The 25,876-nt window shown below is 63.4% G+C and carries 20 protein-coding genes and 6 tRNA genes; 4 read left to right on the top strand and 22 right to left on the bottom strand.

Going from position 1 to position 25,876, the window contains the following annotated elements:
• Nucleotides 1-53: 53 nt before the first annotated feature.
• Nucleotides 54-2,249 carry a RelA/SpoT family protein gene (locus AC07ZH_RS15905; protein WP_495200506.1) on the bottom strand — a complete coding sequence of 732 codons (2,196 nt, stop codon included), beginning with the start codon at nt 2,247-2,249 and terminating at the stop codon, nt 54-56.
• A gap of 14 nt (nt 2,250-2,263) precedes the next feature.
• Nucleotides 2,264-3,214 (bottom strand): alpha/beta fold hydrolase, encoded by a 951-nt coding sequence (locus AC07ZH_RS15900; protein WP_495200499.1) that lies wholly within the window; start codon nt 3,212-3,214, stop codon nt 2,264-2,266.
• A gap of 67 nt (nt 3,215-3,281) precedes the next feature.
• Here AC07ZH_RS15900 and AC07ZH_RS15895 point away from each other — a divergent pair, with 67 nt between their 5' ends.
• The gene (locus tag AC07ZH_RS15895) at nt 3,282-4,064 is read left to right on the top strand and encodes a 3-hydroxybutyrate dehydrogenase (protein WP_495200498.1); all 783 of its coding nucleotides are present in this window, start codon (nt 3,282-3,284) and stop codon (nt 4,062-4,064) included.
• Between the two features lie 105 nt (nt 4,065-4,169).
• On the opposite strand, the gene AC07ZH_RS15890 is transcribed toward AC07ZH_RS15895, so the two are convergent.
• Nucleotides 4,170-4,883: an SIMPL domain-containing protein gene (locus tag AC07ZH_RS15890; RefSeq protein ID WP_119110512.1), complete on the bottom strand. Its 714-nt coding sequence runs from the start codon at nt 4,881-4,883 to the stop codon at nt 4,170-4,172.
• A 212-nt stretch (nt 4,884-5,095) separates the two neighbouring features.
• On the opposite strand from AC07ZH_RS15890, the gene ompR reads away from it, so the two are divergent.
• Nucleotides 5,096-5,830 (top strand): osmolarity response regulator transcription factor OmpR, encoded by a 735-nt coding sequence (ompR, locus tag AC07ZH_RS15885; RefSeq protein WP_119110513.1) that lies wholly within the window; start codon nt 5,096-5,098, stop codon nt 5,828-5,830.
• A 30-nt stretch (nt 5,831-5,860) separates the two neighbouring features.
• Nucleotides 5,861-7,336 (top strand): ATP-binding protein, encoded by a 1,476-nt coding sequence (locus tag AC07ZH_RS15880; protein WP_495200497.1) that lies wholly within the window; start codon nt 5,861-5,863, stop codon nt 7,334-7,336.
• Here AC07ZH_RS15880 and ispF read toward each other — a convergent pair.
• Both ispF and AC07ZH_RS15870 read right to left on the bottom strand, forming a co-directional pair.
• Nucleotides 7,299-7,805, bottom strand: a complete 507-nt coding sequence (ispF, locus tag AC07ZH_RS15875; protein WP_495200505.1) for a 2-C-methyl-D-erythritol 2,4-cyclodiphosphate synthase — start codon at nt 7,803-7,805, stop codon at nt 7,299-7,301. The genes AC07ZH_RS15880 and ispF overlap by 38 nt on opposite strands.
• A gap of 2 nt (nt 7,806-7,807) precedes the next feature.
• Complete coding sequence (locus AC07ZH_RS15870) at nt 7,808-8,689, bottom strand: IspD/TarI family cytidylyltransferase (RefSeq protein ID WP_495200496.1); 882 nt, start codon at nt 8,687-8,689, stop codon at nt 7,808-7,810.
• A gap of 94 nt (nt 8,690-8,783) precedes the next feature.
• On the opposite strand from AC07ZH_RS15870, the gene mfd reads away from it, so the two are divergent.
• Nucleotides 8,784-12,263 carry a transcription-repair coupling factor gene (gene mfd / locus AC07ZH_RS15865; protein WP_495200495.1) on the top strand — a complete coding sequence of 1,160 codons (3,480 nt, stop codon included), beginning with the start codon at nt 8,784-8,786 and terminating at the stop codon, nt 12,261-12,263.
• Between the two features lie 408 nt (nt 12,264-12,671).
• Here mfd and ntrC read toward each other — a convergent pair whose 3' ends face one another.
• From ntrC to AC07ZH_RS15780, 17 genes are all read right to left on the bottom strand, one after another.
• The gene (gene ntrC, locus AC07ZH_RS15860; protein WP_495200494.1) at nt 12,672-14,282 is read right to left on the bottom strand and encodes a nitrogen regulation protein NR(I); all 1,611 of its coding nucleotides are present in this window, start codon (nt 14,280-14,282) and stop codon (nt 12,672-12,674) included.
• 35 nt (nt 14,283-14,317) lie between these two features.
• Nucleotides 14,318-15,400 (bottom strand): nitrogen regulation protein NR(II), encoded by a 1,083-nt coding sequence (glnL, locus tag AC07ZH_RS15855; protein WP_495200493.1) that lies wholly within the window; start codon nt 15,398-15,400, stop codon nt 14,318-14,320.
• A 4-nt stretch (nt 15,401-15,404) separates the two neighbouring features.
• The gene (locus tag AC07ZH_RS15850) at nt 15,405-15,902 is read right to left on the bottom strand and encodes a hypothetical protein (protein WP_119110518.1); all 498 of its coding nucleotides are present in this window, start codon (nt 15,900-15,902) and stop codon (nt 15,405-15,407) included.
• A 201-nt stretch (nt 15,903-16,103) separates the two neighbouring features.
• Nucleotides 16,104-17,519: a type I glutamate--ammonia ligase gene (glnA, locus tag AC07ZH_RS15845; protein WP_119110519.1), complete on the bottom strand. Its 1,416-nt coding sequence runs from the start codon at nt 17,517-17,519 to the stop codon at nt 16,104-16,106.
• A gap of 152 nt (nt 17,520-17,671) precedes the next feature.
• Complete coding sequence (locus tag AC07ZH_RS15840) at nt 17,672-18,496, bottom strand: competence/damage-inducible protein A (protein ID WP_495200492.1); 825 nt, start codon at nt 18,494-18,496, stop codon at nt 17,672-17,674.
• Complete coding sequence (locus AC07ZH_RS15835; protein ID WP_495200491.1) at nt 18,493-19,344, bottom strand: EI24 domain-containing protein; 852 nt, start codon at nt 19,342-19,344, stop codon at nt 18,493-18,495. Before AC07ZH_RS15835 ends, AC07ZH_RS15840 begins: the two co-directional genes overlap by 4 nt.
• A gap of 79 nt (nt 19,345-19,423) precedes the next feature.
• Nucleotides 19,424-19,500 (bottom strand) — tRNA-Asp (locus AC07ZH_RS15830).
• 57 nt (nt 19,501-19,557) lie between these two features.
• Nucleotides 19,558-19,633, bottom strand: a tRNA-Glu gene (locus AC07ZH_RS15825).
• 42 nt (nt 19,634-19,675) lie between these two features.
• A tRNA-Ala gene (locus tag AC07ZH_RS15820) sits at nt 19,676-19,751 on the bottom strand.
• A 74-nt stretch (nt 19,752-19,825) separates the two neighbouring features.
• A tRNA-Asp gene (locus tag AC07ZH_RS15815) sits at nt 19,826-19,902 on the bottom strand.
• Nucleotides 19,903-19,959: 57 nt separating this feature from the next.
• Nucleotides 19,960-20,035, bottom strand: a tRNA-Glu gene (locus AC07ZH_RS15810).
• A gap of 41 nt (nt 20,036-20,076) precedes the next feature.
• A tRNA-Ala gene (locus AC07ZH_RS15805) sits at nt 20,077-20,152 on the bottom strand.
• A 62-nt stretch (nt 20,153-20,214) separates the two neighbouring features.
• Complete coding sequence (gene gltX, locus AC07ZH_RS15800; protein WP_495200490.1) at nt 20,215-21,636, bottom strand: glutamate--tRNA ligase; 1,422 nt, start codon at nt 21,634-21,636, stop codon at nt 20,215-20,217.
• Nucleotides 21,633-22,844 carry an O-succinylhomoserine sulfhydrylase gene (locus AC07ZH_RS15795; protein ID WP_119110526.1) on the bottom strand — a complete coding sequence of 404 codons (1,212 nt, stop codon included), beginning with the start codon at nt 22,842-22,844 and terminating at the stop codon, nt 21,633-21,635. Before AC07ZH_RS15795 ends, gltX begins: the two co-directional genes overlap by 4 nt.
• A gap of 30 nt (nt 22,845-22,874) precedes the next feature.
• Nucleotides 22,875-24,383: an amidophosphoribosyltransferase gene (gene purF / locus AC07ZH_RS15790; protein WP_119110527.1), complete on the bottom strand. Its 1,509-nt coding sequence runs from the start codon at nt 24,381-24,383 to the stop codon at nt 22,875-22,877.
• Nucleotides 24,384-24,474: 91 nt separating this feature from the next.
• Complete coding sequence (locus AC07ZH_RS15785) at nt 24,475-24,963, bottom strand: CvpA family protein (protein WP_119110559.1); 489 nt, start codon at nt 24,961-24,963, stop codon at nt 24,475-24,477.
• Nucleotides 24,964-25,004: 41 nt separating this feature from the next.
• On the bottom strand, nt 25,005-25,871 hold the full coding sequence (locus AC07ZH_RS15780; protein WP_495200489.1) for an SPOR domain-containing protein: 867 nt from the start codon (nt 25,869-25,871) through the stop codon (nt 25,005-25,007).
• Nucleotides 25,872-25,876 lie beyond the last annotated feature (5 nt).

The raw sequence follows: 25,876 nt of genomic DNA, 5'->3' as shown, positions 1-25,876 counted from the left end.
GAAGCTGAAATTGTAGCAGTAAAAATCGAGCTTTCAGCCGAGTTGAATGCGCTTTAGCGTCTGCGCGCCGAATGCACACCCGCAACCTGCGCGACGGTACCCAGCACTTTGGAGAGCCGCGCTGCGTCAACAATTTCAACGGTAAAGGTCATCCAGGCCGTTCCTTTGACAGACTGCGTCTTGACGCCAATCACGTTCATTTTTTCTTTGGCAAAAATTTCAGAAATATCGCGCAGCAATCCCTGGCGGTCGGCCGCTTCTACCGCCACGTCCACCGGATAGAACGCAGCATTGGCACTGGCCTTGGGAAGGCCCCACTCGACCTCAATCACGCGCTCGGCGTTGCGGGCGGCCATCTCGCGGAAATTGCGGCAGTCGGAGCGATGAACGCTGACCCCTTTGCCCCGCGTCACGAAGCCGCGAATATCATCTGGCGGCGCCGGTTTGCAGCAACCCGCCAGTTGCGTCATCAGCGAATCCATGCCCACCACCAGTACGCCGCCTTTGGGCGCCTTGTCGGGAGCGCGCGCTTTTTTCAGAGGCAGGTAGTCGTCGGGCTGCAGCGCAGGCTCAGGCGGGCGCAGCAGATTTTCAATGTTGCGCAGCGAGAATTCGTCCTTGCCCACCACCTCAAACAAGGCGTCGGCCGAGCGAAAACCCAACTGGCTGGCAAGCTCTTCGAGCCGCATCGCGGTCTTGCCTTCGCGCTGCAAGAGCTTTTCAACGGCCTCACGCCCGCGCGCGATGGTCTCGTGCTGCAGTTGCGCATTGAACCAGGCGCGGACCTTGGCGCGTGCACGGTGGCTGGTGAGGTAGCCAAGCTCGGCGTTGAGCCAGTCGCGCGAGGGGCCGCCTTCCTTGGCCGTGGTCACCTCCACCGTCTGGCCGTTTTGCAACTGCGTGTTGAGCGACACCATCGCGCCATCGACACGCGCGCCGCGGCAGCGGTGGCCGACGCTGGTGTGCACCGCATAGGCGAAATCCACCGGCGTTGCGCCCTGTGGCAATTCGACGATGGCGGCATCTGGCGTCAGCACATAGATGCGGTCATCGAACAGATGGCGGTGCTGCGGCGCCCCCGAGAAATCACGCTCCCATGCGAGCAACTGGCGCAGTACGGCGATCTTGGCGTCGTACTCGCTGCTGGCCGACACACCGGCATAGCCCTTGCTGCCCGCTTCCTTGTAGGCCCAGTGGGCCGCCACGCCGCTTTCGGCATGGTCGTGCATGGCCTGGGTGCGAATCTGGATCTCGACGGCCTTGCCCAGCTCGTCGCGCACGATGGTGTGCAGCGACTGGTAGCCGTTGGGCTTGGGTTTGGCGATGTAGTCGTCAAACTCCTCGACCAGCGGGGTGAAATGGCTGTGCACCCAGCTGAGCGCCTGGTAGCAGTCTTTCACACTCGGGACGATCACGCGCAGCGCGCGCAGATCGAACAGTTGCTCGAACGCCAGCGATTTGCCACGCATCTTCTTGACGATGCTGTAGATGTGCTTGGGCCTGCCCTGTACGGTGGCGCTGATGCTGTGGGCGCGCAGGGCCGATTCGACTCTGGCACGCAGTTGCTCCATATACAGCTCTCGCTCGGCACGCTTCTCGTCGAGCAGCCGCGCGACTTCCTTGTAGGTGTCCGGTTCGAGAAAACGGAACGCCAGATCTTCCAGCTCCCACTTGAACTGCCAGATCCCCAGCCGGTTGGCCAGGGGCGCGAACACATGCAGCGCTTCGTGCGCGATGGCTGGCGACACCGGGCGCTTGCTCGCTGCATAAAAGCGCAGCGTCTGCAGGCGCGACGCCAGGCGCAGCATCACCACGCGCAGGTCGCGCGAGAACGCCAGCAGCATCTTGCGCACGCTCTCGGTCTGCTCGCCAGGGTCGTCCGGCGCGCGCGCCTCGCGCGCCTGCTCTTGCAGGTGCATGAGTTGCGTGGTCTCCACCGCCAGCGTGGCAAAGTTGTCGCCAAACGCCTTGGCGATGACCTCGCGCGGACGATTGAGGTGCGGGCAGGTGTGGACCAGGTAGGCGGCCGCCTGCATGGGTTCAGAGCCGCCAATGCCCTTGAGGATGGCGGCCACGGCATCGGCGTGCTCCAGCGCGTTCTCACCGGTGCCCAGCAATTCGCTGCCGATCAAGGGCTCGGCAAACGCGCGCGCGCGCACCAGCGCATTCGCCTGCTCTGGCACCGCGCCAGCGGTAGCCGCCACCAGCACGGGAACGGTCGATTCGCCAGAGGCACCAGGCTGCACCATGGCCATCACGTTTTTCATGCGCTGCCTTTCGGCGGCGGTGCCAGCAAGAAGCGGGTCACCGCCTCGACCTGGCCAGGTGCCACCAGCGTTGGCGCATGCCCGACACCTGCAAACTCGACACACCGGGCCTTGGGGCCGCGCTCTGCCATGGCCTGCACGGTGGCAGGCGACAGCAAATCGGACTCGGCGCCGCGCAGCACCAAAGTCTGCGCGCTGATCGCGTCATAGAGCTGCCACAGCAGCGCTTCGCCCTTTTCGGCGGCTTCGCGCGTCAGCGCGCGAAAGGGCTGTGCAATAGCCGGGTCGTAGTGCAAGCGGTACTGCCCTTGCGGCGTTGTGCGCAGCATGGGGCGCGTGAGCGCCATCCACTGTTCCGGCGTGTGCGGCCCAAAGCTGGTGGACATGGCCCACAGCTGCGCAGCCGCCTGCTCGGGCGAATCAAAGCGCAGTGGCGCGCCCAGGTACTGGCCAATGCGCTCAAGCGCTGACCACTCGATGGCAGGCCCCACATCGTTGAGCACCAGGCGGCGTACGGGCACCGGCAAAACGCCGGGCGGCAGGCTGGACACCACCATGCCGATCAGGCCGCCCATGCTGGTGCCGACCCAGTCCAGCGCATCAATAGGGGCTTCCTGGTGCAACTGCTGGAGCATGGCGAGCATGTCGCCCGCGTACTGCTGCACGTCATAGGCCATGGGGTCAGCAAGCCAGTCGCTCTCGCCCCGGCCGACGACATCAGGGCAGACAACGCGGGCGTGCGGCGCCAGCGCACGCGCCAGGGTATCGAAATCGCGCCCCTGGCGCGACAGGCCATGCACGCAGACCACCACCTGCGGGTGCTTGGGGTTGCCGGTGGCATTCCATTCCCAATACGCCATGCGGTGGCCGGGAGTGGTCTCGCCGTCTTCGGCGCGGACCGCCTGGGCGCCGGGGCAGCGTACGTAGTTCAGCCTAGGTTCAATCATGGTGTCGGGGAGGCGTACGCTCGCTGGATAATTGCTCGATCGCATCGTAAATCATCCGGAGAAACCCATGCTTCAAGGAAAGACCGCTCTCGTCACAGGCTCCACCAGTGGCATTGGCCTTGGTATCGCCAAGGCGCTGGCCCGCCAGGGCGCGAACGTCATGCTCAACGGATTCGGGGACAGCGAAGGCCCCAAGGCAGAGGTCCTGGCGGCAGGCAAGGGTACTGGCGCACGCGTGGCCTACCACGGGGCCGACATGTCGCGTGTCGCCGACATCGAGGACATGATCGCCAGTTGCCAACGTGAATTTGGCGCTGTGGACATCCTGGTGAACAACGCCGGCATCCAGCATGTGTCCAACATCGAAGATTTCCCTGCCGACCGCTGGGACGCCATCATTGCCATCAATCTCAGCAGCGCTTTTCACACCACGCGCTTGGCGCTTCCGGCCATGAAGGCCAGGAACTGGGGCCGCATCATCAATCTGGCCTCTGTCCACGGCCTGGTCGCATCGGCGCAAAAATCGGCCTATGTGGCAGCCAAGCACGGCCTCGTGGGCCTGACCAAGGTGACCGCACTGGAGACGGCCACGACGGGCGTCACCTGCAACGCCATCTGCCCCGGCTGGGTGCTGACCCCGCTGGTGCAAAAACAGGTGGACGCCAAGGCGGCCGAGCATGGCCTCTCAAACGACGACGCGAAAAAGCTGCTGCTGGGCGAGAAAGAGCCCTCCATGCAGTTCACCACGCCCGAGGAACTGGGAGAGCTGGCGCTGTTCTTCTGCTCGCCCGCCGCCAACAACGTGCGCGGCGCGGCCTGGAACATGGACGGCGGCTGGGTGGCGCAATAAGTTCCGCCGGCCCGGCGCTACGGGCCACCTTGGCTGGAATACTCCTGAAACTATAGCTGCTAGCGCATACTGCATAAGCGCTAGAGGCCATTTTCACCTAAAATTTCAGCGCATTTGCACGCTGCCCGTCACCGTCACGGTGACGCTGGCCTTGCCGGCTTCCACCGGGATCGGCGCGTCGGGCATGCTGGCGCCGCGTGCTTCCATGGCCATCATGCGCGGCTGCAGGCCAGGGCCACTCTGGCTGCTGTGCACGGCCACCTCGCGCAAGCTGTAGCCGCCAAAGCCAAAATTGGTGCTCAACCGCCCTGCCTGCTCCTTGAAGCGGGCAATCGCCTGCTGCTGCGCTTCGCCTTCGACGCTCTCGCGCTGCTCTCGGCTCAGGTCAAAGGCGACGCGGCTGATGGTGAGCGTCGTCGCGCGCGCCGCCGCGCCCGTGATGCGAGGGAAATCGCGCCCCTCCAGCACCAGCTCTGCACGGCCCTGCCAGCCGGTGATCTGCTGGTTCTGGCCATAGCGGGGCGAGAGCGAGAAATTGCCAGTGCGCACGTCCATCAGCTTGGGCTCGGCGGTTTTGCGCACCTCGGCCAGGGCGGTATCAAGCGCCTGGCGCAACTGCGTCTGGACGGTGGCAGCGTCCTTGCCTTCCTTCGCGGTCCCCAGGGTCAGCACAAGCACGTCCTGCTGCACCTCGACGGTGCCAGAGCTTTCCAGCGTGACGACGTTTTGCGGCGCGGGGGTGAGCGTGGCCTGCGCCTGCACGGCGCCCGTGGCGCACGCCAAAGCGGCGGCGGTAATAAGGGGGCGAAAAATGTTCATGAGCGTTCAGCAAGCGAGAAAAGGGCCTGGACCTTAGCGCGAGGCGAGCGCTCGCCCTGTCAGCCAACTGCCTGACTTCCCCTACCCTGCGGGCCGAAGTGTGCGCAGCGGGAAAAACATGTAACCGGAGGTCAGACTCCGCGCACATTGGCGTTTTCCGGCCACAAACTGGTAACAATGGCCGCTGTTACAAATTGGACCGAGGAGTCACCATGGCCACAACCAACAACGCGCGCACCGACAAGGTGCTGGTGGTTGATGACGACGCACGCATCCGCGATCTGCTGCGCCGCTATCTCACCCAAGAGGGTTTCGAAGTCATCCTGGCCGAAGACGGCAAAGCGCTCAACCGCATTCTGCTGCGCGACACCGTCGACTTGATCGTGCTCGATCTGATGATGCCGGGCGAGGACGGCCTGTCCATCTGCCGGCGTTTGCGCGCGGTTCACGATCGCACCCCCATCATCATGCTGACCGCCAAGGGCGAGGACGTGGACCGCATCGTCGGCCTTGAAGTCGGGGCCGACGATTACCTTGGCAAGCCGTTCAACCCGCGCGAATTGCTGGCACGCATCCACGCCGTGCTGCGCCGCCGCCCGCCGCTGGAAGCGCCCGGCGCCCCATCGGGCGACAACGAGACCGTGCACTTCGGCCCGTTCACATTTGACCTGGGCACGCGCGCACTGCAAAAAGGCGGGGAAGAGCTGCCGCTGACCACCGGCGAGTTCGCCATGCTCAAAGCCCTGGTGCGCCACCCGCGCCAACCCTTGTCGCGCGAAAAACTCGCCGTTCTGGCACGAGGCCGCGAATTCGAGCCTTTTGACCGGAGCCTGGACGTGCAGGTCTCGCGCCTGCGCAAACTGATCGAGGACGACGCCGCAGCGCCCCGCTACATCCAGACCGTCTGGGGCGTGGGCTATGTCTTCGTGCCGGACGGAGCGGGTTGATCGACCGTTTCTGCCACTGAACCACTGCCTATGGCCAGCCTTGCCTCATCCGACCCAGAGGTCACCAGTCCCGCGCCGCTGGAGTCTCCAAGCGGAGACAGCACATCGCGCAAGCGCGTGGGGCTCAACCTTTTCTGGCGCACCTTTTTTCTGCTCAGCGTGCTGCTGTTTGGCAGCATCCTGGCCTGGCTGCAAACGCTGCGCGCACTGGAGTTCGAGCCGCGCGCGCTGCACACCGCCCAGCAGATCGCCTCGCTCGTCAACCTGAGCCGCGCCGCGCTGGTGCATGCCGACCCGATTGCGCGTGTCTCGCTCCTCAAGACCATGGCCGATCAGGAGGGCGTGCGCATCCTGCCGCGCGAGCCGGGCGATCGCTTCGAGCTGCTCGACAGCACGGATCTGGGCCTGCGCCTGACCGAAGAGCTCACACGCCGGCTCGGCGAGGGCGCCATCGTGGCGCAAAGCGTGAATGGCGAAAAGGGGCTTTGGGTCGGCTTCACCATCAACGGCGACGCCAACTGGCTGCTCATGGACCGTTCGCGCTTTACGCCCGCTGGCGGGCGCACCTGGCTGATCTGGCTGGCCACTGCGGGCGTACTCTCCCTTGCCGGCGCTGCGGTGATTGCCCGGTTGATCAACCAGCCGCTCAAACGCCTCTCCTACGCCGCCAACCGGGTGCGCGACGGCGACTTTGCCGCCAGCCGCCTCGACGAGGAAGCCGTGACCAGCGAGATCCGGGAGGTCAACATTGGCTTCAACCGCATGGCGCAAAAGCTCGCCAAGCTCGAACAAGACCGCGCCGTGATGCTGGCTGGCATCTCGCACGACCTGCGCACCCCCTTGGCGCGCCTGCGGCTGGAAACCGAGATGAGCGTCTCCGACGAAATCGCCCGCGAGCACATGGTGGCCGACATCGTGCAGCTTGACGCGACCATCGACAAGTTTCTCGACTACGCACGGCCTGACCACGTCACGCTCACGCCGGTGAACCTGCGCGGCGTGGTCACATCCTGCGTGTACGCCGTGCAGGACCATCGCGAACTGCAGATCACCATGGAGGTGCCTGAAGACCTCAACGTTCTGGCCGACGAGGTCGAACTGGCCCGCATCCTCTCCAATCTGCTGGAAAACGCCCGCCGCTACGGCAAGACCAGCGACACCGATATCGCCCATGTGGACATTGCCGCCAAGGGGCGCGAGGAGTGGGTGCTGCTCAAGGTGCGCGACCATGGCCCGGGTGTGGCACCCGAGCAGTTGTCGAACCTCGTCAAACCATTTTTCCGCGGTGACTCCGCACGCACGGCAGCCGCCGGCGCGGGCCTCGGCCTGTCGATTGTGGACAAGACCATTCAGCGCATGGGCGGTATTTTTGCCTTGGCGAACTCGTCCTCCGGCGGACTCGTCGCGCATGTGCAATTGCGGCGCGCCGGCGGTTCCGATGCGCACCCGCGCCTGCAGCGCCCTCAGGTCAAGCGCAAGCTCCCTCCGCTCGCGGGCAGGAGCTGAAGATCAGCGCCACGGCGCGCGCCTCGATCGCCAAACCCTGCCCCACCGGCCCAAGCCGCTCAGCGGTCTTGGCCTTGACGTTGACCTGCTCCACGGCGACGCCGAGCGCGGCGGCAATGCGCAAGCGGATGGCCGCGATATGCGGGGCCAGGCGTGGCGCCTGGGCAACGACGGTGCTGTCGATGTTGCCAATCTCCCAGCCCGCGGCGCGCACACGCCGCGTCGCCTCGGCCAGCAAACGAGCGGAATCTGCCCCCTTGAATTCCGGGTCGCTGTCCGGAAAATGGCTGCCAATATCCCCCAGCGCCGCTGCACCCAGCAAGGCATCGGTAATGGCATGCAGCAGGACATCGGCATCGGAATGCCCGAGCAAGCCCATCGAATGCGGGATGGCCACCCCACCAATCACGAGCGGCCGCCCCGGCACCAAGGCGTGCACGTCCCAGCCCTCGCCTATGCGCATGCCCATGGTCATCCTGTGCTCCTCTGCGCATCAGCGCCTTCAGGCGGGGCGGGCGCTGTGGGTTCGGATACCCGCAGCAGCCCACCAAAACGCGCCAGCGTCCCCGCGTGCATGCGCTGGGCAAGCACGGCCTCTGCCAGGGCAAAGTCCTCTGGGTAGGTGACTTTGAAATTGAGGGCACTGCCCGGTACCAGCCGTGGGTGCTGGCCCGTGGCTTCCATGGCGCTGGCTTCGTCGGTGGCGATGGAACCAAACTTTTCCAGCGCCTCGGCCAGCGGCCCCAGGCGGAACATTTGCGGCGTTTGCGCGAGCCATTTGTCGCCCCGGTCCACCGTCGAAACAACGCGCACACCGCCCGGCCCGCTGCTGGCCGTCTTCAAAGTGTCGGCCAATTGGTGGGCCAGCAGGCCGCCTACCTGGTCGCTGACGCAGGCGTCGATGAGTGCATTGATCTGTTCGGTGGTCACCAGGCAGCGCGCCGCGTCGTGCACCAACACCCAGTCGCGCTCTTGTGCACCGCGCGCGCGCAGCTCTCGCAAGCCGGCAAGTACGGTATCGGCGCGCGCGGGCCCGCCGCAAGGGGCCACGAAATAAAGGGGCGATGGGTGTGCTGCAAAAAACTGATCGCCCGGCGCTACCGCCACCAGTGTGCTGCGCAAGCGGTCCACCCCGGCAAACGCTGCCAGCGTATGCAGCACCAGGGGAAGGCCCGCCACAATGTGGTATTGCTTGGGCAGGTTGGCGCTACTGGCCGCCACGCCTGCAACGGCCCGCGAGCCACTGCCGGCACAGGGCAGAAGTGCCCAGAACTGGGCAGGCGGGCTACCCTGCACGGTCTGCAGTTGCGCGGCAAGAGGCGGCGTGCCCGGAGGTGCGGAAGCGGGGTTCATCCCAGCATTCTAGAATTGCGCTCTCCCGCCGCACCGGGTGGCAGCCTGCCCGGCGCCATCCTGGCGCCGGCACGCTTCTCTGTCGCCTGTGCGCATGCAACTCCCCAAACTCTCTCCCGGCAAGCGCTTCGCCTTGCCCCGCCCCCCTGGCAGTGCCGACGCGCTGCTGCTCGCGCAGCTTGCCGAGCGCGAGCGCAGCCAACACGGTGTCACCGCCATCGTCACCGCCGACGCGTCCGACGCCCGGCGCCTGCTCGATGAAATCGCGTTCTTCGCGCCCGGATTGCGCTGCGCCTTGTTCCCCGACTGGGAAACGCTGCCTTACGACAGTTTCTCACCCCACCAGGACCTCATCAGCGAGCGCCTGGCCACGCTCTGGCGCATCAGCCAACGCGACCGCGACACCGGCGCCGACGTGGTGTTGGTGCCGGCCACCACGGCGCTCTACCGCCTGGCGCCCCCGTCGTTTCTGGCGGGCTACACCTTTCACTTCAAGGTCGGCCAAAAGCTCGACGACGCCAGGCTGCGCGCCCAATTGACGCTGGCGGGTTATGCCCACGTGGGCCAGGTAGTCAGCCCTGGCGAATACGCCGTGCGTGGCGGCTTGATCGATCTGTTCCCCATGGGTTCGACGGTGCCCTACCGGGTCGATCTGTTTGACGACCAGATCGATTCGCTGCGCGCGTTCGACCCGGACAGCCAGCGCAGCCTCTACCCGGTACCCGAGGTGCGCCTGCTGCCCGGCCGCGAGTTCCCCATGGACGACGACGCACGCGCGCGCTTTCGCAGCCGCTGGCGCGAAATGCTGGAGGGCGACCCGACCAAGAGCCGCGTCTACAAGGACATCGGCCAGGGCGTGGCCACGGCCGGCATCGAGTACTACCTGCCGCTGTTTTTTGACGAAACGGCGACCGTATTCGACTACCTGGGCGACAAAGCCACTGTCGTGCTGCACGGCGACCTGGAGCCGGCATTTCAGCGCTTCTGGCAGGACACGCGCGACCGCTACCGCCTGGTACAAGGCGATTCCGAGCGCCCTGCCTTGCCACCCGAAGCCCTGTTTCTTAGCGCCGACCAGTTCTATACACACGCCAAGGAACACGCCCAGCTGACCATTCGCCCTGGCGTGGAAGACGTCGAATCCAGCGCCCAGTTCCAGCGCCTGCCGGAACTCGCGGTTGTGCGCGGCGCAGCCGAGCCGCTCTCGCGCCTGCAGGCGCACGTGCAGGCAGGCCAGCACCGGGTGCTGCTGCTCGCCGAGAGTGCCGGACGGCGCGAGAGCCTGCTCGATTTTCTGCGCGCTGGCGGTGTCAACCCGCCGGCCTTTGATTCGCTCGAAGAATTCGAACAGCACGACAACGAAGTCTTGGGGATTGCCACCGCCGCACTGGCCGAGGGCTTTGCCTGGGTCGAGCACGGCATCGACTTTGTCACCGAAACCGAGCTCTTTTCCACCCCAGCGACCGCCCGGCGCCGGCGCAAGCAGGAACAGGTCAGCGATGTCGAGTCGCTCATCAAAGACCTCTCCGAGCTGAGCCTGGGCGACCCGGTGGTGCACAGCGCACATGGCATTGGACGCTACCGTGGCCTCGTGAACATGGACGTGGGCAACCAGAACCCCGACGGAACGCCCGCGTTGCAGGAGTTCCTGCACCTGGAATACGCCGCGGACGCCGTGCTCTACGTACCGGTGAGCCAGTTGCAGCTCATCAGCCGCTATTCCGGCGTATCGCCCGACGATGCGCCGCTGCACCGACTGGGCAGCGGCCAGTGGGAAAAGGCCAAACGCAAAGCGGCCGAGCAGGTACGCGACAGCGCCGCCGAGCTGCTCAACATCTACGCCCGCCGCGCCGCACGCGAAGGCCATGCCTTCCGCTACAGCGCGCCAGACTACGAGCAGTTTGTGAGCGACTTCGGCTTCGAGGAAACGGCCGACCAGAATGCCGCCATCCACGCCGTCATCCAGGACATGATCAGCCCACGCCCCATGGACCGCCTGGTCTGCGGCGATGTCGGCTTTGGCAAGACCGAAGTGGCCTTGCGCGCGGCCTTCATCGCGGTGACAGGCGGCAAGCAGGTGGCCTTTCTGGCGCCGACCACCTTGCTCGCCGAGCAGCATTACCAGACGCTGGTGGACCGCTTTTCCAAATGGCCGGTGAAGGTCGCTGAGGTTTCGCGCTTTCGCTCGGGCAAGGAGGTGACCGCCGCGCTCAAGGGCATTGCCGACGGCACGGTGGATATCGTGGTCGGTACGCACAAACTGCTCTCGGAATCGACCAAGTTTCATGACCTGGGGCTGCTCATCATTGACGAAGAGCACCGCTTTGGCGTGCGCCACAAAGAGCAGATGAAGCAGTTGCGCGCCGAGGTGGACGTGCTGACGCTCACCGCCACACCCATCCCACGCACGCTGGGCATGGCGCTGGAAGGCCTGCGCGACCTCTCGGTGATTGCCACCGCTCCGCAGCGGCGCCTGGCCATCAAGACCTTTGTGCGCAGCGAAGGCACGGGCGTCATTCGCGAAGCCGTGCTGCGCGAATTGAAGCGCGGCGGTCAGGTGTACTTCCTGCACAACGAGGTCGAGACCATCGAGAACCGGCGCCAAAAGCTCGAAGAAATACTGCCCGAGGCGCGCATCGCTGTCGCCCACGGCCAGATGCACGAGCGCGAGCTGGAAAAGGTCATGCGCGACTTTGTTGCCCAGCGCTACAACCTGCTGCTGTGCTCGACCATCATTGAGACCGGCATCGACGTGCCCACCGCCAACACCATCGTCATGAGCCGCGCCGACAAGTTCGGCCTGGCGCAACTGCACCAGCTGCGCGGGCGCGTCGGCCGCAGCCACCACCAGGCCTATGCCTACCTGATGGTGCCCGACGTCGAGAGCCTGACCAAACAGGCGCAGCAGCGGCTCGACGCCATTCAGGCCATGGAAGAGCTTGGCAGCGGCTTCTACCTCGCCATGCACGACCTGGAGATTCGCGGCGCGGGCGAGGTGCTGGGCGACAACCAGAGCGGCAACATGATGGAGATCGGCTTTCAGCTCTACAACGAGATGCTGAGCGAGGCCGTGCGCAGCTTGAAGGCGGGCAAGGAGCCCGACCTGCTGGCGCCGCTCAACGTCACCACCGACATCAACCTGCACGCCCCCGCCCTGCTGCCCGACGACTACTGCGGCGATGTGCACCTGCGGCTCTCGTTCTACAAGAAGCTGGCCACCGCGCGCACGGGCGATCAGATCGACAGCCTGCTGGAAGAGCTTGTCGACCGTTTCGGCAAGCTACCGGCCCAGGCGCAAACGCTGTTCGATGTGCACCGTCTGCGGGTTCTCAGCGCGCCCTATGGCGTGCTCAAAGTGGACGCGGCACCCGGCGTCACGACCGTGAGCTTCCGGCCAGGCGCCCCGGTGGACCCGATGCGAATCATTGATCTGGTGCAGAAAAACCGGCACATCAGGCTTGCCGGCAACGAGAAGCTGCGCATCGAGCGCGAACTCCCCGACGTGCAGGCGCGCGCCCAATTGGTGCGCGACCTGCTGCGCAGCCTGGGCACGCCGCTGCCAGCAGCGGCATAGGCGCAAAAAAGCCGGCACGCGGCCGGCTGGCTCAGGCAGCTGCGGCTAGCCGCAGCGCCATGGGTTGCCCGTGATCAAGCGGTTGCAGCCATGTTCGCACGTCTACAGCACCGCCTTCTCGTCCATGGTGGAAAGCGCCATTTTCATCGCTGCCCAGCCACGGTGCAGGGCGCCGGCCATGGTGCCGCCTCCGTCCTCACGAATCATGTGAGGTCGCGGTTTGCATCGCCGTGCTCGGACATGAAACCGCCTTGGCTGAATCAACGGCGCCGTTCTGGGAGCCGCTGGGCCGCCACCGGGTGCGCCCTCAGCGCACCTGCACATGGGGCTTGGACGCGCGCAAAAGGGGCGCGTACCGGTTTCAAATTATTATCAAATTGATAGCTTTAAGCGCTTACCCAATAAGCGCTAGAGGCCATTTTCATATATATTTTTTGCCTCCAGGCCAAGGTCCTGGATTTTCCGGGTGATGGTGTTGCGGCCTATGCCCAGGCGCTGTGCGGCCTCCATGCGCCTGCCATGCGTGGTGTCGAGCGTGCTGCTGATAAGGCACGATTCGAATCGCTGCGACAAGCAATCCCAGACGTCGTGCCTACCTGCGGCGAGCAAGCTGCGCACTTCGTTCGCGAGGCCCTGCTCCCAGTCGGCTTTGGATCCGACCGCCGCTGGTGCCGCCGCGAAGCCCGGCCTGGGTTCGCCGAGCGCTCCTGCCCCGGACGCCAAGAAAGCACCATGGCCTGCCGGAACGCTCCCCTGGCCGAGCACCTCGTCGCTCGGAGCCTGCGGGTCTTGCAAAGCGGGTTCCAGAACCGGCTTGAGAGCGCCGCTTGCAGGCAGCGCCGCAACCTCCAGCACTTCAGGCGGCAAATCCTGCACCGAAATGACCTGCGCCGGCGCCATCACGGTCAGCCAGTGGCAGACGTTCTCCAACTGGCGCACGTTGCCTGGAAAACTGAACTGCTCCAGGCGCGCCAGCGCGGCATCGGAAATGCGTTTGGAATCCACACCCAACTGGCGCGCGCTGACCTGCAGGAAGTGGCGCGTCAGCATGGGAATGTCCTCGCGGCGCTCGCGCAGCGCGGGCAGGCGCAGGCGAATCACGTTCAGCCGGTGGAACAGGTCTTCGCGAAAGCCGCCTTCCTTGACGCGCTGCTCCAGGTTCTGGTGCGTCGCGGCCACCACGCGCACATGGGCCTTGACGGCGCTGTGCCCGCCGACGCGGTAGAACTGACCATCCGAGAGCACGCGCAGCAGACGCGTCTGCAAATCGAAGGGCATATCGCCGATTTCATCCAGAAACAGCGTGCCGCCTTCGGCCTGCTCGAAGCGCCCGCGCCGCTGTGTCTGCGCGCCGGTGAAGGCGCCACGCTCATGGCCAAAGAGTTCGGATTCGAGCAGGTCTTTCGGAATGGCAGCCGTATTGATGGCAACGAAAGGCCCCTGTGCCACGGGCGAATGCTTGTGCAGCGCCCGCGCCACCAGCTCCTTGCCGGAGCCCGACTCGCCGGTAATGAGTACCGTCACCAGGCTCTGGCTCAGGCGGCCGATAGCGCGAAACACATCCTGCATGGCGGGCGCCTGACCCAGCATTTCGGGCGCGATCTCGGGGCTGTCCTGCGCGACCTCCTCGCGCTGGCTCTCTTGTACGGCGCGGCGTATCAATTCCACCGCCTTGGGAAGGTCAAATGGCTTGGGCAAATACTCGAAGGCGCCGCGCTGGAAGGCCGAAACGGCGCTGTCCAGATCCGAATACGCCGTCATGATGAGGACGGGCAGAGCGGGATGCAAGGCATGCACCTTCTCCAGCAGTTGCAGACCCGAGCCACCCGGCATACGGATATCGCTGACCAGGACCTGCGGACCGGGCTCGCTGTCGTCCCCCGCCGCAATGGCGGCCAACGCATCGAGCACTTCGCGCGAATGGCTGAAGCTTCGCGTGCTCAGGCCCTCGCGGGCCAAGGCCTTTTCAAGCACGAAGCGGATCGAAGGGTCATCGTCTGCTATCCAGATCGGCTTCATAAGCGTTGCATTTCCTGGGTTGCGGTACTCGTTCCTCAGGGCAGCGGCAGGAGAATGCGGAAATCCGTTCGTCCCGGGACACTCTCGCATTCGACCAAACCATGGTGCTGCTGCACAAACGTCTGCGCCAATGTCAGCCCCAGCCCTGAACCGCCCTCGCGGCCCGATACCAGGGGATAGAAAATTCTGTCCAGAATGGCATCGGGCACGCCGGGCCCGTTGTCAATGACATGCAATTCCAATGCCAGCTTGTAGCGCTGCCGCCCAAAAGTGATCTGGCGCGCCACGCGGGTGCGCAAGGTGATGCAGGCGTCACCCTGCGCCATGCGCGGCGCCAGCGCCTGGGCAGCGTTCTGCACGATGTTGAGGACGGCCTGGATCAACTGCGCGCGATCACCGCGAAATTCGGGAATGGACGTATCGTAATCACGCAGCACCTTCAAACCCAGCGGGTGCTCTACCAGGACGAGAGAACGCACCCGTTCGCACACTTCGTGGATGTTGACATCACCCACCTCGTGCGGGTGGCGGTGCGGCGCCAGCAGGCGGTCCACCAGCGTCTGGAGCCGGTCGGCCTCGTGGACGATCACATCGGTATATTCGGCCAGTTCCGGACTTTGCAGCTCCAGCTCAAGCAACTGGGCAGCACCGCGAATGCCGCCCAGCGGGTTCTTGATCTCGTGAGCGAGGTTTCGAATCAACTCTTTATGGGCCTGCGACTGCTCCAGCAGACGCTCTTCGCGGTCTTGGCGCACCTGCTGCTCCAGCGGCCACAGCTCGACGACCAAGTGTTCGCGCAATTCCCCCACGCCCAAGTTAACGTGCACCGGAATCCCGTCCTGGTGCAGGCGCCGCAGCACGGCTTCAAAACGCACGGCAGCGAAATCGTGGCTGTGCGTGCCGGCCACAGCCGACTGAATCAGTGAGGGATCGGTAAAGTACTGGCTGAAGTCGCTTCCCACCAGCGTGCGCCGCGACACCCCGAGCATCTGTTCCAGCGCAGCATTGGCGTACTGCACCGAGCCGTCTGGTTGCAGCACCGCCACCAGGACCGAAAGCCAGTCGAACGCGGCAAACGACCTGGAACTGCGGCGCGCGGAAGCACGCTCCGGCACCACGGCGTCAGCGCACCGGAGGAAGGCGATCGATCTCGCGCTGAATCCCTGCTACGTCGGCTTCGGCGCGGTCGAGCTGCGCCTTGAGGTCAGCGGTGCGCTCCATGTACTTCTGCGTATTGCGCAAATCGAGCGCGTTGCGCTGCGGCGAGCCATTGTTGTATTCCTGCTTGACGTCAGCCAACCGCGCCTGAGCCTTCTTCAGCTCGGATTGCAATATGGCGCGCGCATCCGCGTCGCGTGCCTTCTGGTCATTGGCATCCACGCGCGGTGCCGAAGGTGGCGAGCTTGCTGCCTTGGCACCCGAGCCAGTTGCGGGACGCGTACCTTGGACCACTGTGACATTGCCACCCTCCACCACCTTGCAGCCGCGGTCCTTGGCGACGCTGGCATTATTGGTGTATTCGTTGCCGCAGCGGTAAATCCGGTCCTGGGCCAAGACCGGAGACTGGGCCACCCCAGCACCGACGCCACAGGCAAATAAAAGGAAAAAGAGTTTTTTCATAAGCATCCGGCTGCACATACGGTGCAGCCCTCGCCGCAGTATCGCCCAAAACGCCGACCACCCTCAATGCACGAAGCGTAACCAAGCAGCCAAATCGAAGCGCTTGCGCAACGGATAGCCGATCCGCGCGTCCGTTCAGCCGAACATAAAAAAAGGCGGCCGAAGCCGCCCCAGGGTGCATTGCAGTCTGGCTGTACCAGCTTACAGCGAGTAGTACATATCGAACTCGACGGGGTGCACGGCTTGGCGGAAGCGCGTCACTTCGCCCATCTTGAGCTCGATGTACGCGTCCAGCATGGCATCGCTGAAGACCCCGCCCTTGGTCAGGAAAGCACGGTCGGCATCCAGCGCTTCGAGGGCCTGGTCCAGGCTGTGGCACACGGTGGGCACCAGCTTGTCTTCTTCCGGCGGCAGATGGTAGAGATCCTTGGTGGCGGCTTCGCCCGGATGAATCTTGTTCTCCACACCATCGAGACCGGCCATCAGCAGAGCGGCAAAGCCCAGGTAGGGGTTCATCAGTGGATCGGGGAAGCGCGCCTCCACACGGCGGCCCTTGGGGTTGGCCACGTAGGGGATACGGATGGAAGCGGAGCGGTTCTTGGCCGAATACGCCAGCTTCACCGGTGCCTCAAAGTGCGGCACCAGACGCTTGTAGCTGTTCGTGCCAGGATTCGTGATGGCGTTCAGGGCACGTGCGTGCTTGATGATGCCGCCGATGTAGTACAGCGCGAAGTCGGAGAGGCCGGCGTAGCCGTCGCCCGCAAACAGGTTCTTCCCGTCTTTCCACACGGACTGGTGCACGTGCATGCCTGAACCGTTGTCGCCGGCATAAGGCTTGGGCATGAAGGTGGCGGTCTTGCCGTAGGCATTGGCCACGTTGTGGACCACGTATTTTTGCAGCTGTGTCCAGTCGGCCCGCTCCACCAGAGTGCTAAAGCGTGTGCCAATCTCGTTCTGGCCGGCACCTGCCACTTCGTGGTGGAACACCTCAACCGGAATGCCCACGGACTCGAGGATCAAAGCCATTTCGGCACGCATGTCGTGCGTGCTGTCAACGGGAGGGACGGGAAAGTAGCCGCCCTTGACCGTGGGGCGGTGTCCGCGGTTGCCGCCTTCGAGCTTGGCTCCCGTATTCCAGGGGGCTTCGTATTCTTCAATTTCAACGCTGACGTTGCCGGGCTCGTTGCTCCAGCGCACGCCGTCAAAAATGAAAAATTCTGGTTCGGGACCGAAGAAAGCCGTATCGCCCAAACCAGAAGCCTTGAGATAGGCCTCGGCACGCTTGGCAATCGAACGTGGATCGCGGTCGTAGGCCTTTCCATCGCTGGGCTCGATCACGTCGCAGGTCATGATCAAGGTGGTTTCCTCGAAGAACGGGTCAATGTTCGCCGAATTGGGATCGGGGATCAGTTGCATATCCGAAGCCTCAATGCCCTTCCAGCCGGCAATGGAGGAACCATCGAATGCATGCCCTGAAGCAAACTTGTCTTCGTCGAAATGCGACACCGGAACCGTGGTGTGGTGCTGTTTGCCCCGGGTGTCCGTAAACCGGAAGTCGACAAACTTGACTTCATTCTCCTTCACCATCTTCATCACGTCTGCAACGGTCTTGGCCATCCGAATCTCCTGGGTAAATCGCGGTTAAGAAAGGGTTTCAAAAAGAAAAGCAGTTTATGTGCCAGCGCAGGGTTGCTGCACTACAAAGGAAGAGCATCTTCGCGACAGCCCCACCGCTTCAATTTGGTGCAAAGAGCCATGATTGCGCCCAATCAGCCAGGACGCACCATTTCGGGGCCAAGTTTCGCGCCAAATTGGTGCAAGCCGGCCAACAAGGCGTCCCAGGCGGGCGGCACGAGTGCCTCCTCACCTTTGACACCCAGCTCAATATGGCGCCCGTAGACCGGATGGTCCACACTGGGCAGACTGAACACCGCAATGCCGGGGTGCAAGCGCTCCAGGGCTTCCATCAACGGCGTGAGCAACGCTTCCTGGCTGTCAAAAACCACCACGGAACGCTCGGTTCGCACGGCTTGGTGAAAATAGCGCCCATAAAAGGTGTCCAGTACCCAGGCGAGCATGGGCCACGCCATGACCGGAAAACCTGGAACGAAATATACCGCTCCTGCCGAGCCGTGCGGCGAACAAAAAAAACCTGGAATCTGGTTGTAGGGGTTGGGGATGATGGACGCTCCTTGTGGGAACTTGCCCATCTGCAGCCGTTGCTGGTTGTCGGCGCGATCCGGTTCATACGGCTCCCCCTTCTCCACGGCCATTTGGCGCATGCGCGCTTCAATAAGTTCACGCGCTTGTGGGTGCAATACGGTGGGCACACCGAGCGCCTGCGCCGCACAGTCGCGGGTGTGGTCGTCTGGCGTGGCACCAATGCCGCCGGTGCAAAAGACCACATCACCAGACGCAAACGCACGCTGCAGCGTGGCCGTAATGCGCGGCGCATCGTCTCCCACATATTCAGACCACGAGAGGCCCAGGCCGCGCTCCCTGAGAAGTTCGATGACTTTGCTCAGATGCTTGTCGATGCGCTTGCCGGACAGAATTTCATCGCCAATGACGATCAGGCCGAAGTGGGGAATCATGGCTGAGAGGCAATGGAGACGGGAATTTCTGCAGCACCGGGCCTCGGAGGTGCACCAGTGCCTCGGATGATCTTCAGCGCCGCCAGACAGTAATGGGTAAACCACAAGGACGAAAACGCAAACACCAGGGTGTATATCCAGATGCCCACCGGAATGAGTACAACAAACGCAGCCGCAAACACCACCCCCGACGCCCAGACAATCGCCGGAGCGGCCCCCAGGTAGCCACTGACCAACCCGATTAGCAGCAAGGGAAGGCGATGGCGTTGCAGGATCAACATGCGCTCCTCGCGATCAGCATGCTCTGCCAGCGCGTCAAATGCCATCACACGGTACGTCAACCATCCCCAGACCAACGGCGGCAGCACCAGCACCAGTGGCGGAATCAACCACAGCGGCATGGACGCAAACAGCGCCAGGAGCGCCAGCGCCGTTGATGAGACCGACCAAGCCATGCTCCGCAGAAAAGAAGCTCCGCGTTTGCGCTCGAGTTCCGGAAAACGGCGCTGTGCAACCAAGCGGATCAACGCAGGCGTCACCATGGTAGCCACCACCAGAAGCGACAGCACCACGACCACAGGCATCACCACGGCCAGCAAAATCAAGGGCGCCACCATGGATGCCAGATTCCCCGTCCCCCAGGCGCTCAGCCAACTCCAGAAACTTCCCATCAAGCCCGAGGAGTTGATCCATACGGCTACGGCTGCCACTGCTGCGTCCCAATAGAAGTAGCCCAGCAGCAAGGCCGCAGCGCCCAGAAGCAGCAGGGGAAAAAGCGAGAGAAAGAGTACGCGCGGCCGCGCACAGTAGGCCATGGCGCGCCAGAACGAATCAATCAAAAGCGGCATACTGCAAGCATACTCGCAGGCGGAACTGTTCAGAGCAGCAAAAAAGCCGCCAATTTTGCAACTGGCGGCTTTTAAAAACTGGCGGAGTGGACGGGACTCGAACCCGCGACCCCCGGCGTGACAGGCCGGTATTCTAACCAACTGAACTACCACTCCTGGCAGGCAGCTTTCGCTTGTCTGAGCCAAAATTCAAACAAGCCAAGCGCTACAACTTGGCGACCCCACGGGGATTCGAACCCCGGTACTCACCGTGAAAGGGTGATGTCCTAGGCCTCTAGACGATGGGGTCAAAACCTTGGAACTAACCGATTACCAACAAACCGACAAATTTTGGTGGAGGTAAACGGGATCGAACCGATGACCTCTTGCATGCCATGCAAGCGCTCTCCCAGCTGAGCTATACCCCCAAACTTCCTTGCATCCCTGGCTTCAGGTCAAAGAAAAACCCTTGCACATCCTGCGACCTGCAAGGGTTTCAAACTGGCGGAGTGGACGGGACTCGAACCCGCGACCCCCGGCGTGACAGGCCGGTATTCTAACCAACTGAACTACCACTCCTGGCAGGCAGCTTTCGCTTGTCTGAACCAAAATTCAAACAAGCCAAGCGCTACAACTTGGCGACCCCACGGGGATTCGAACCCCGGTACTCACCGTGAAAGGGTGATGTCCTAGGCCTCTAGACGATGGGGTCAAAACCTTGGAACTAACCGATACCAACAAACCGACAAATTTTGGTGGAGGTAAACGGGATCGAACCGATGACCTCTTGCATGCCATGCAAGCGCTCTCCCAGCTGAGCTATACCCCCCTGGACAGCCACAAAACATGTTTTGCAGCAATCACCTGAGCCTTGAATTATAGACAGCTTTTTTAGCGCTTACCGAGCCGAGCAAGAACTTTTTCTCGCCCCATCAGTTCAAGCAGGGCGTCCACCGAAGGCGTGTGCGCCGTGCCTGCCACCAGCACACGAACCGGCATCGCGAGCTGTGGCATTTTCAGTCCATGCTCGGCGAGGGTCTTCTTGATGGCCGCAGCAATGGCTGGCCGCTCCCAAGGGCATTCGGCAAGCGCCTTGGCCAGCGTATCCAATGCCGGCACCACCGCTGCCGTGACATGCTCTGCGCGCTCCTGCGCCGCCTCAGGGACGCTCTCGCCCAGCAGGCGCTCTGCCCAATCGGTCAACGCGACGGTGGTGTCACAGCGGTCCTTGAACAACGCACACACGGCGCGCAGTTGGGTTGCATCACACGCGGCGAACCCGCGCTTTGCCAGTTGCGGCGCCACCAATTGGGCCAGTGCTCCGTCCTCCATCGCCTTGAGGTGCTGGGAATTCACCCAGCGCAGCTTGGCTTCGTCGAATTGCGCAGCGCTGCGCCCCAAATGGTCCAGATTGAACCACTCGATAAATTGCTGGCGGCTGAAGATTTCATCGTCGCCATGGCTCCAGCCCAGACGCGCCAGGTAATTGATCATGGCGTCGGGCAGATAGCCTTCGTCGCGGTATTGCGTCACGGGCTTGGCACCGTGGCGCTTGCTCATCTTCTCACCCTGTTCATTGAGCACGGTCGGTAGGTGCGCATACACCGGAGGCTGTGCACCCAGGGCCAGGAAGATATTGATCTGGCGCGGGGTATTGTTCACATGGTCATCGCCGCGAATGACGTGCGTGATGGCCATGTCGATATCGTCCACCACCACGCAAAAGTTGTAGGTGGGCGTGCCGTCAGGCCGGGCAATCACCAGGTCGTCGAGCTCGTCGTTGCGGATTTCAATCCGGCCCTTGACCTTGTCGTCCCACGCGACCACCCCACCCTGCGGGTTGCGAAAACGCAGCACGGGTTGCACGCCTTCGGGGATGGGCGGCAACTGCTTGCCCGGCTCAGGGCGCCACAGGCCGTTGTAGCGCGGTTTTTCCTTGTTCGCCATCTGCTGCTCGCGCAGGGCGTCGAGCTCTTGCATCGACATGTAGCAGGGGTAGACATGGCCACCCGCCTTGAGTTGCTCGAGCACCTCGCGGTAGCGATCCATGCGCTGCATCTGGTAGAGCGGGCCTTCATCCGGCTGCATGCCCAACCAGTCAAGACTTTCCAAAATCACATCGACGGCCGCCTGTGTCGAGCGTTCGACGTCCGTGTCTTCGATACGGAGGATGAAGTCGCCACCTGTGGCGCGTGCAAATGCCCAGGGGTAGAGGGCCGAGCGGATATTTCCCAAATGAATGAACCCCGTCGGCGACGGTGCAAAGCGGGTGCGCACGCGCCGTGCTGCAACAGAATTTTGTGAATCGTTCATTTCAGCATGTCCAGGCCGCGCGCGAGGTCGGCCTTCAAATCGTCAATATGTTCCAGGCCAACGGCGAGGCGGATGAGCCCCTGGCCGATGCCGGCAGCATCGCGCTGCGCATCGGTCAGGCGGCCATGCGAGGTGCTCGCCGGGTGGGTAATCGTGGTCTTGGTATCGCCCAGGTTGGCCGTGATGCTGCAGATGCGGGTGCTGTCAATGACCTGAAAGGCCCTGGCCCGCGCCGCAACTGCATCCTTGCCGCCCACCACAAACGACACCACCGCGCCACCCTGGCCCGATTGCTGGCGCATGGCGAGTTCGTGCTGCGGATGCGAAGCCAAACCAGGATAGAACGTGCGCTGCACCGACGGGTGCGCTTCCAGCCATTGCGCCAGCGCCAGCGCATTGGCGCCTTGCGCCTGCATGCGAATGGAGAGCGTCTCCAACCCCTTCAACACCACCCAGGCGTTAAAAGGCGAAAGGTTCATGCCGGCCGTGCGAATCAAAGGTGCGAGCTTGTCTTCGATGAGCGCGCGCGGGCCACACACGGCGCCCGCCATCACCCTGCCCTGGCCGTCGAGGAACTTGGTGCCCGAATGAATGACCAGGTCTGCGCCCAGTGCCGCTGGTTTTTGCAGCGCTGGCGAAGCAAAACAGTTGTCCACCGCCAGCAGCACGCCCGCTTCGTGCGCCAAATCGGCCAGCGCGCGGATGTCGCACAGCTCGGTCAGCGGGTTGGTCGGGGTTTCAGCAAACAGCAGCCGCGTCTCCGGTCGTATCGCTGCGCGCCAAGCCGCCACATTGGTCTGCGGGACAAAACTCGATTGCACGCCGAAACGCGAGAACTCACCCGCGATGAGCTTCATGGTTGAGCCGAACATCGACTGAGAGCACACCACATGGTCGCCCGCCTTGAGCAGTGCCAAGCACATCAGCAGGATGGCCGACATGCCGCTGGCGGTAGCGATGGCCGCCTCGGTGCCCTCCATTGCCGCCAGCCGCTGCTCGAAACTGGTCACTGTGGGATTGGCCGTACGGGTATAGGTGTAGCCTGCTTCCTCACCGGCAAAGCGCCGTGCCGCCGTTTCGGCGTCAGGCTGAACAAAGCTGCTGCTCAGATACAGCGCTTCGGAGTGCTCGCCATACTGGCTGCGCGGCACGGCCTGGCGAACCGCCAGGGTGTCAGGGTGCAGGCCAGTGCTATCGAATGCCGTCATCAAACTCTTTCTTTCATTGGACACAATGCATTACGCGGCCGCTGCGTTGGGCAGGGCCAGACGCGAGGCGTCTTCTTCCTCTTCGGCCCCAACACCCTTGCGACCCGCATTGAGGCGCGCAATATCGTCGGGCCCAATGTCACCCGTCACATAGATGCCGTCGAAGCAGGAGGCATCGAAACCCGACAAAGCAGGGTTGCCCTCACCCACGGCCTTTTTCATGGCGTCTACATCCTGGTAGATCAGCGCATCGCAACCGATCAGTGCGCGAATTTCTTCAACGGTGCGACCATGGGCCACCAACTCGTCGCTGGTGGGCATATCGATGCCATACACGTTGGGATAGCGCACCGGTGGCGCCGCGCTGGCAAGGTACACCTTGCGCGCCCCCGCTTCGCGTGCCATTTGCACGATTTCCCGGCTGGTGGTGCCACGTACGATGGAGTCGTCCACCAACAGCACATTGCGGCCCTTGAACTCGCTGGCGATCACATTGAGCTTTTGCCGCACCGATTTCTTGCGCACTTCCTGGCCCGGCATGATGAAAGTTCGGCCCACATACCGATTTTTCACAAAACCTTCGCGGTACGGCACCCCCAGCAGATGCGCGAGCTGCGTCGCGCTTGGGCGGCTCGACTCCGGAATTGGAATGATCACATCAATTTCACTGGGCGGCACCGTCGAGACGACCCGCGTGGCCAGCGAAGCGCCCAGATTGAGCCGCGCCTGGTACACCGAAATGCCGTCGAGCACTGAATCGGGACGGGCAAGGTAGACGTACTCGAACACACAAGGAAAGTGCTGCGGCGCATCGGCGCACTGCTGGGCATGCACATTGCCAGCCAGATCAATGAAGAGCGCTTCGCCGGGCGCCACGTCGCGCTCGAATTGGTGTCCTGTCCCCTCGATAGCGACGGACTCGCTGGCCAACATGATGGCGCCGTCCGGGCTGCGCCCCATCGCGAGCGGTCGAATGCCATAGGGGTCGCGAAAGGCTACCAGGCCATGGCCCGCAATCAGGGCGATCACCGCGTACGAGCCGCGAATGCGCTTGTGCACTGCCCGGACCGCCTTGAACACATCGTCGGGTTGCAAGGGTATGCCACGCGTCGCACGCTCTAGCTCATGGGCGAACACGTTGAGCAAGACCTCGGAGTCGCTATCGGTATTCGTGTGGCGGTGGTCGGTGGAAAAAAGCTCCGCTCGCAGGGCCGTGGCGTTGGTCAGGTTGCCGTTGTGCACCAATACGATGCCAAAGGGAGCGTTGACATAAAACGGCTGAGCCTCCTCTTCGCTGAAGGCATTGCCTGCAGTGGGATACCGAACCTGGCCCAGGCCCGAATTGCCGGGCAACGCGCGCATGTTGCGTGTGCGAAACACGTCGCGCACCATGCCTTTTGCTTTGTGCATGAAGAACTTGCGCTCCTCCTGCGTCACGATACCCGCTGCATCCTGACCCCGGTGCTGGAGCAGCAGCAGCGCGTCGTAGATCAATTGGTTGACGGGCGCTCCACTGACCACACCCACAATTCCACACATACTGGTTCCATCCATTCGCAGGCCATGACCCGCATTGCACCGAAGGGACTGGCGATGCCAGTCTTCAAAAATAGCATTCCACGGCCATGACTCAGGCCGGCAGCATGGAGCCGAATTTTTCGGGCAATGCAGGGCGCAAGCCCTGAAGCACGCTCGCGATGCGCGGCCCGCTGAGCGACCCGGTCCACCAGGCAGCAGACCCTATGGGGGTCAATTGCGCCACTACGCCCAGCACCAGCACCAGCACCCCGGCGCGCACCACGCCAAAAACGGCGCCCAACACCCGATCCACCGGCCGCAGCCCAACCGCTTCTATCAGCTTCTTTGCCAACCAGGCCACCAGGCTGCACGCAAACAGCGTAGCGATAAACACAAGGACGAAGCCCGCCGCATAACGAACCGGCTCAGCTGCCTCGCCCATAGGCAAAAGGGCCGCCGCCGCTGCTGCGAACCACTGGGCAACCAAAAACGCCGCCACCCAAGCCAGAAGGGAAAGCACTTCGTATACCAGCCCGCGCCACGCACCCAGCAATAAAGAGGCAAACGCCACCGCCAGCAGCACCCAGTCGAGTGCAGCCAGTTGCAGCGAAGACGCGTCGGGCATTTTTTCTGGCACGCGGCTCACAAGGTGAGGATCGCAGCCGGCAAGCCAAGGGCCTTGATCTTTGCCGAAGCCTTCTCGGCTTGCTCACGCCCCTGGAACGGTCCCACACGCACACGGGTGCGCATTCCATCTTTGGTCTGCACCGCCTGCGTATAGGTCGTGATGCCTGCCCGCTCTAGCTTTTGCCGCGCTTCGCGCGCCTTGGCTTCGTCAGAAAACGCGCCGACTTGCACGATAAAGCGATCGCCGCCAGCCGCAGCCGTCGGCGTTGCCGCCAGAGTGGCGGCGGCCACTTTGCCCGAACGCCCTTCAAGCAGTGCACGCGCCCGATCGGCCTCGTTGACAGACGCAACTGGGGGCGCGGGTGAACGAACGACCACTGCGGGTGGCTCGGTTCTGGCTTCGCTGCGGGACTCGCTCTTGGCCGCACTCCTGGTCTCACTCTTGTTCGCGACGGCCTGCGGCTTGGCCTCGGTAAAGGCAGGTTTGCTGGCATCCTTGTGCACAGGGGCAGGCACAACCGCATGCTCTGGAGCGGGCTTGGCGACTTTGGCCACGGGTTCTGACGCACGCGCAGCCACTACAGGCGCAGCCTCGGTGCTCGCCGCAGGGGGTGCCACCACCGCAGGCACCACCAGGGGCGCTACCTTGTCGCGGTCAGGGATTTCGATGCGGGTGTCGACCGGAATGGGACGCGGCTGGGTGTCAAAGATCAGCGGAAAACCCACCACCCCGAGCAGTACCAGCAAGGCGGCACCGATCAAGCGGTGCCGGGCACGCCGGCGCATGACTTCTACGGTTTCGCCGCGCACTGCCCGTGCTACCTTGGCAGGCTTGCCCTCTGCAGCTTGTTGCCCGGGCCAGCGAATCTTGAAAAGTGCCATGAATG

This window comes from Simplicispira sp. GW247-4R2A, assembly GCF_059424465.1.
This window is presented reverse-complemented; position numbering and strand designations above follow the sequence as displayed.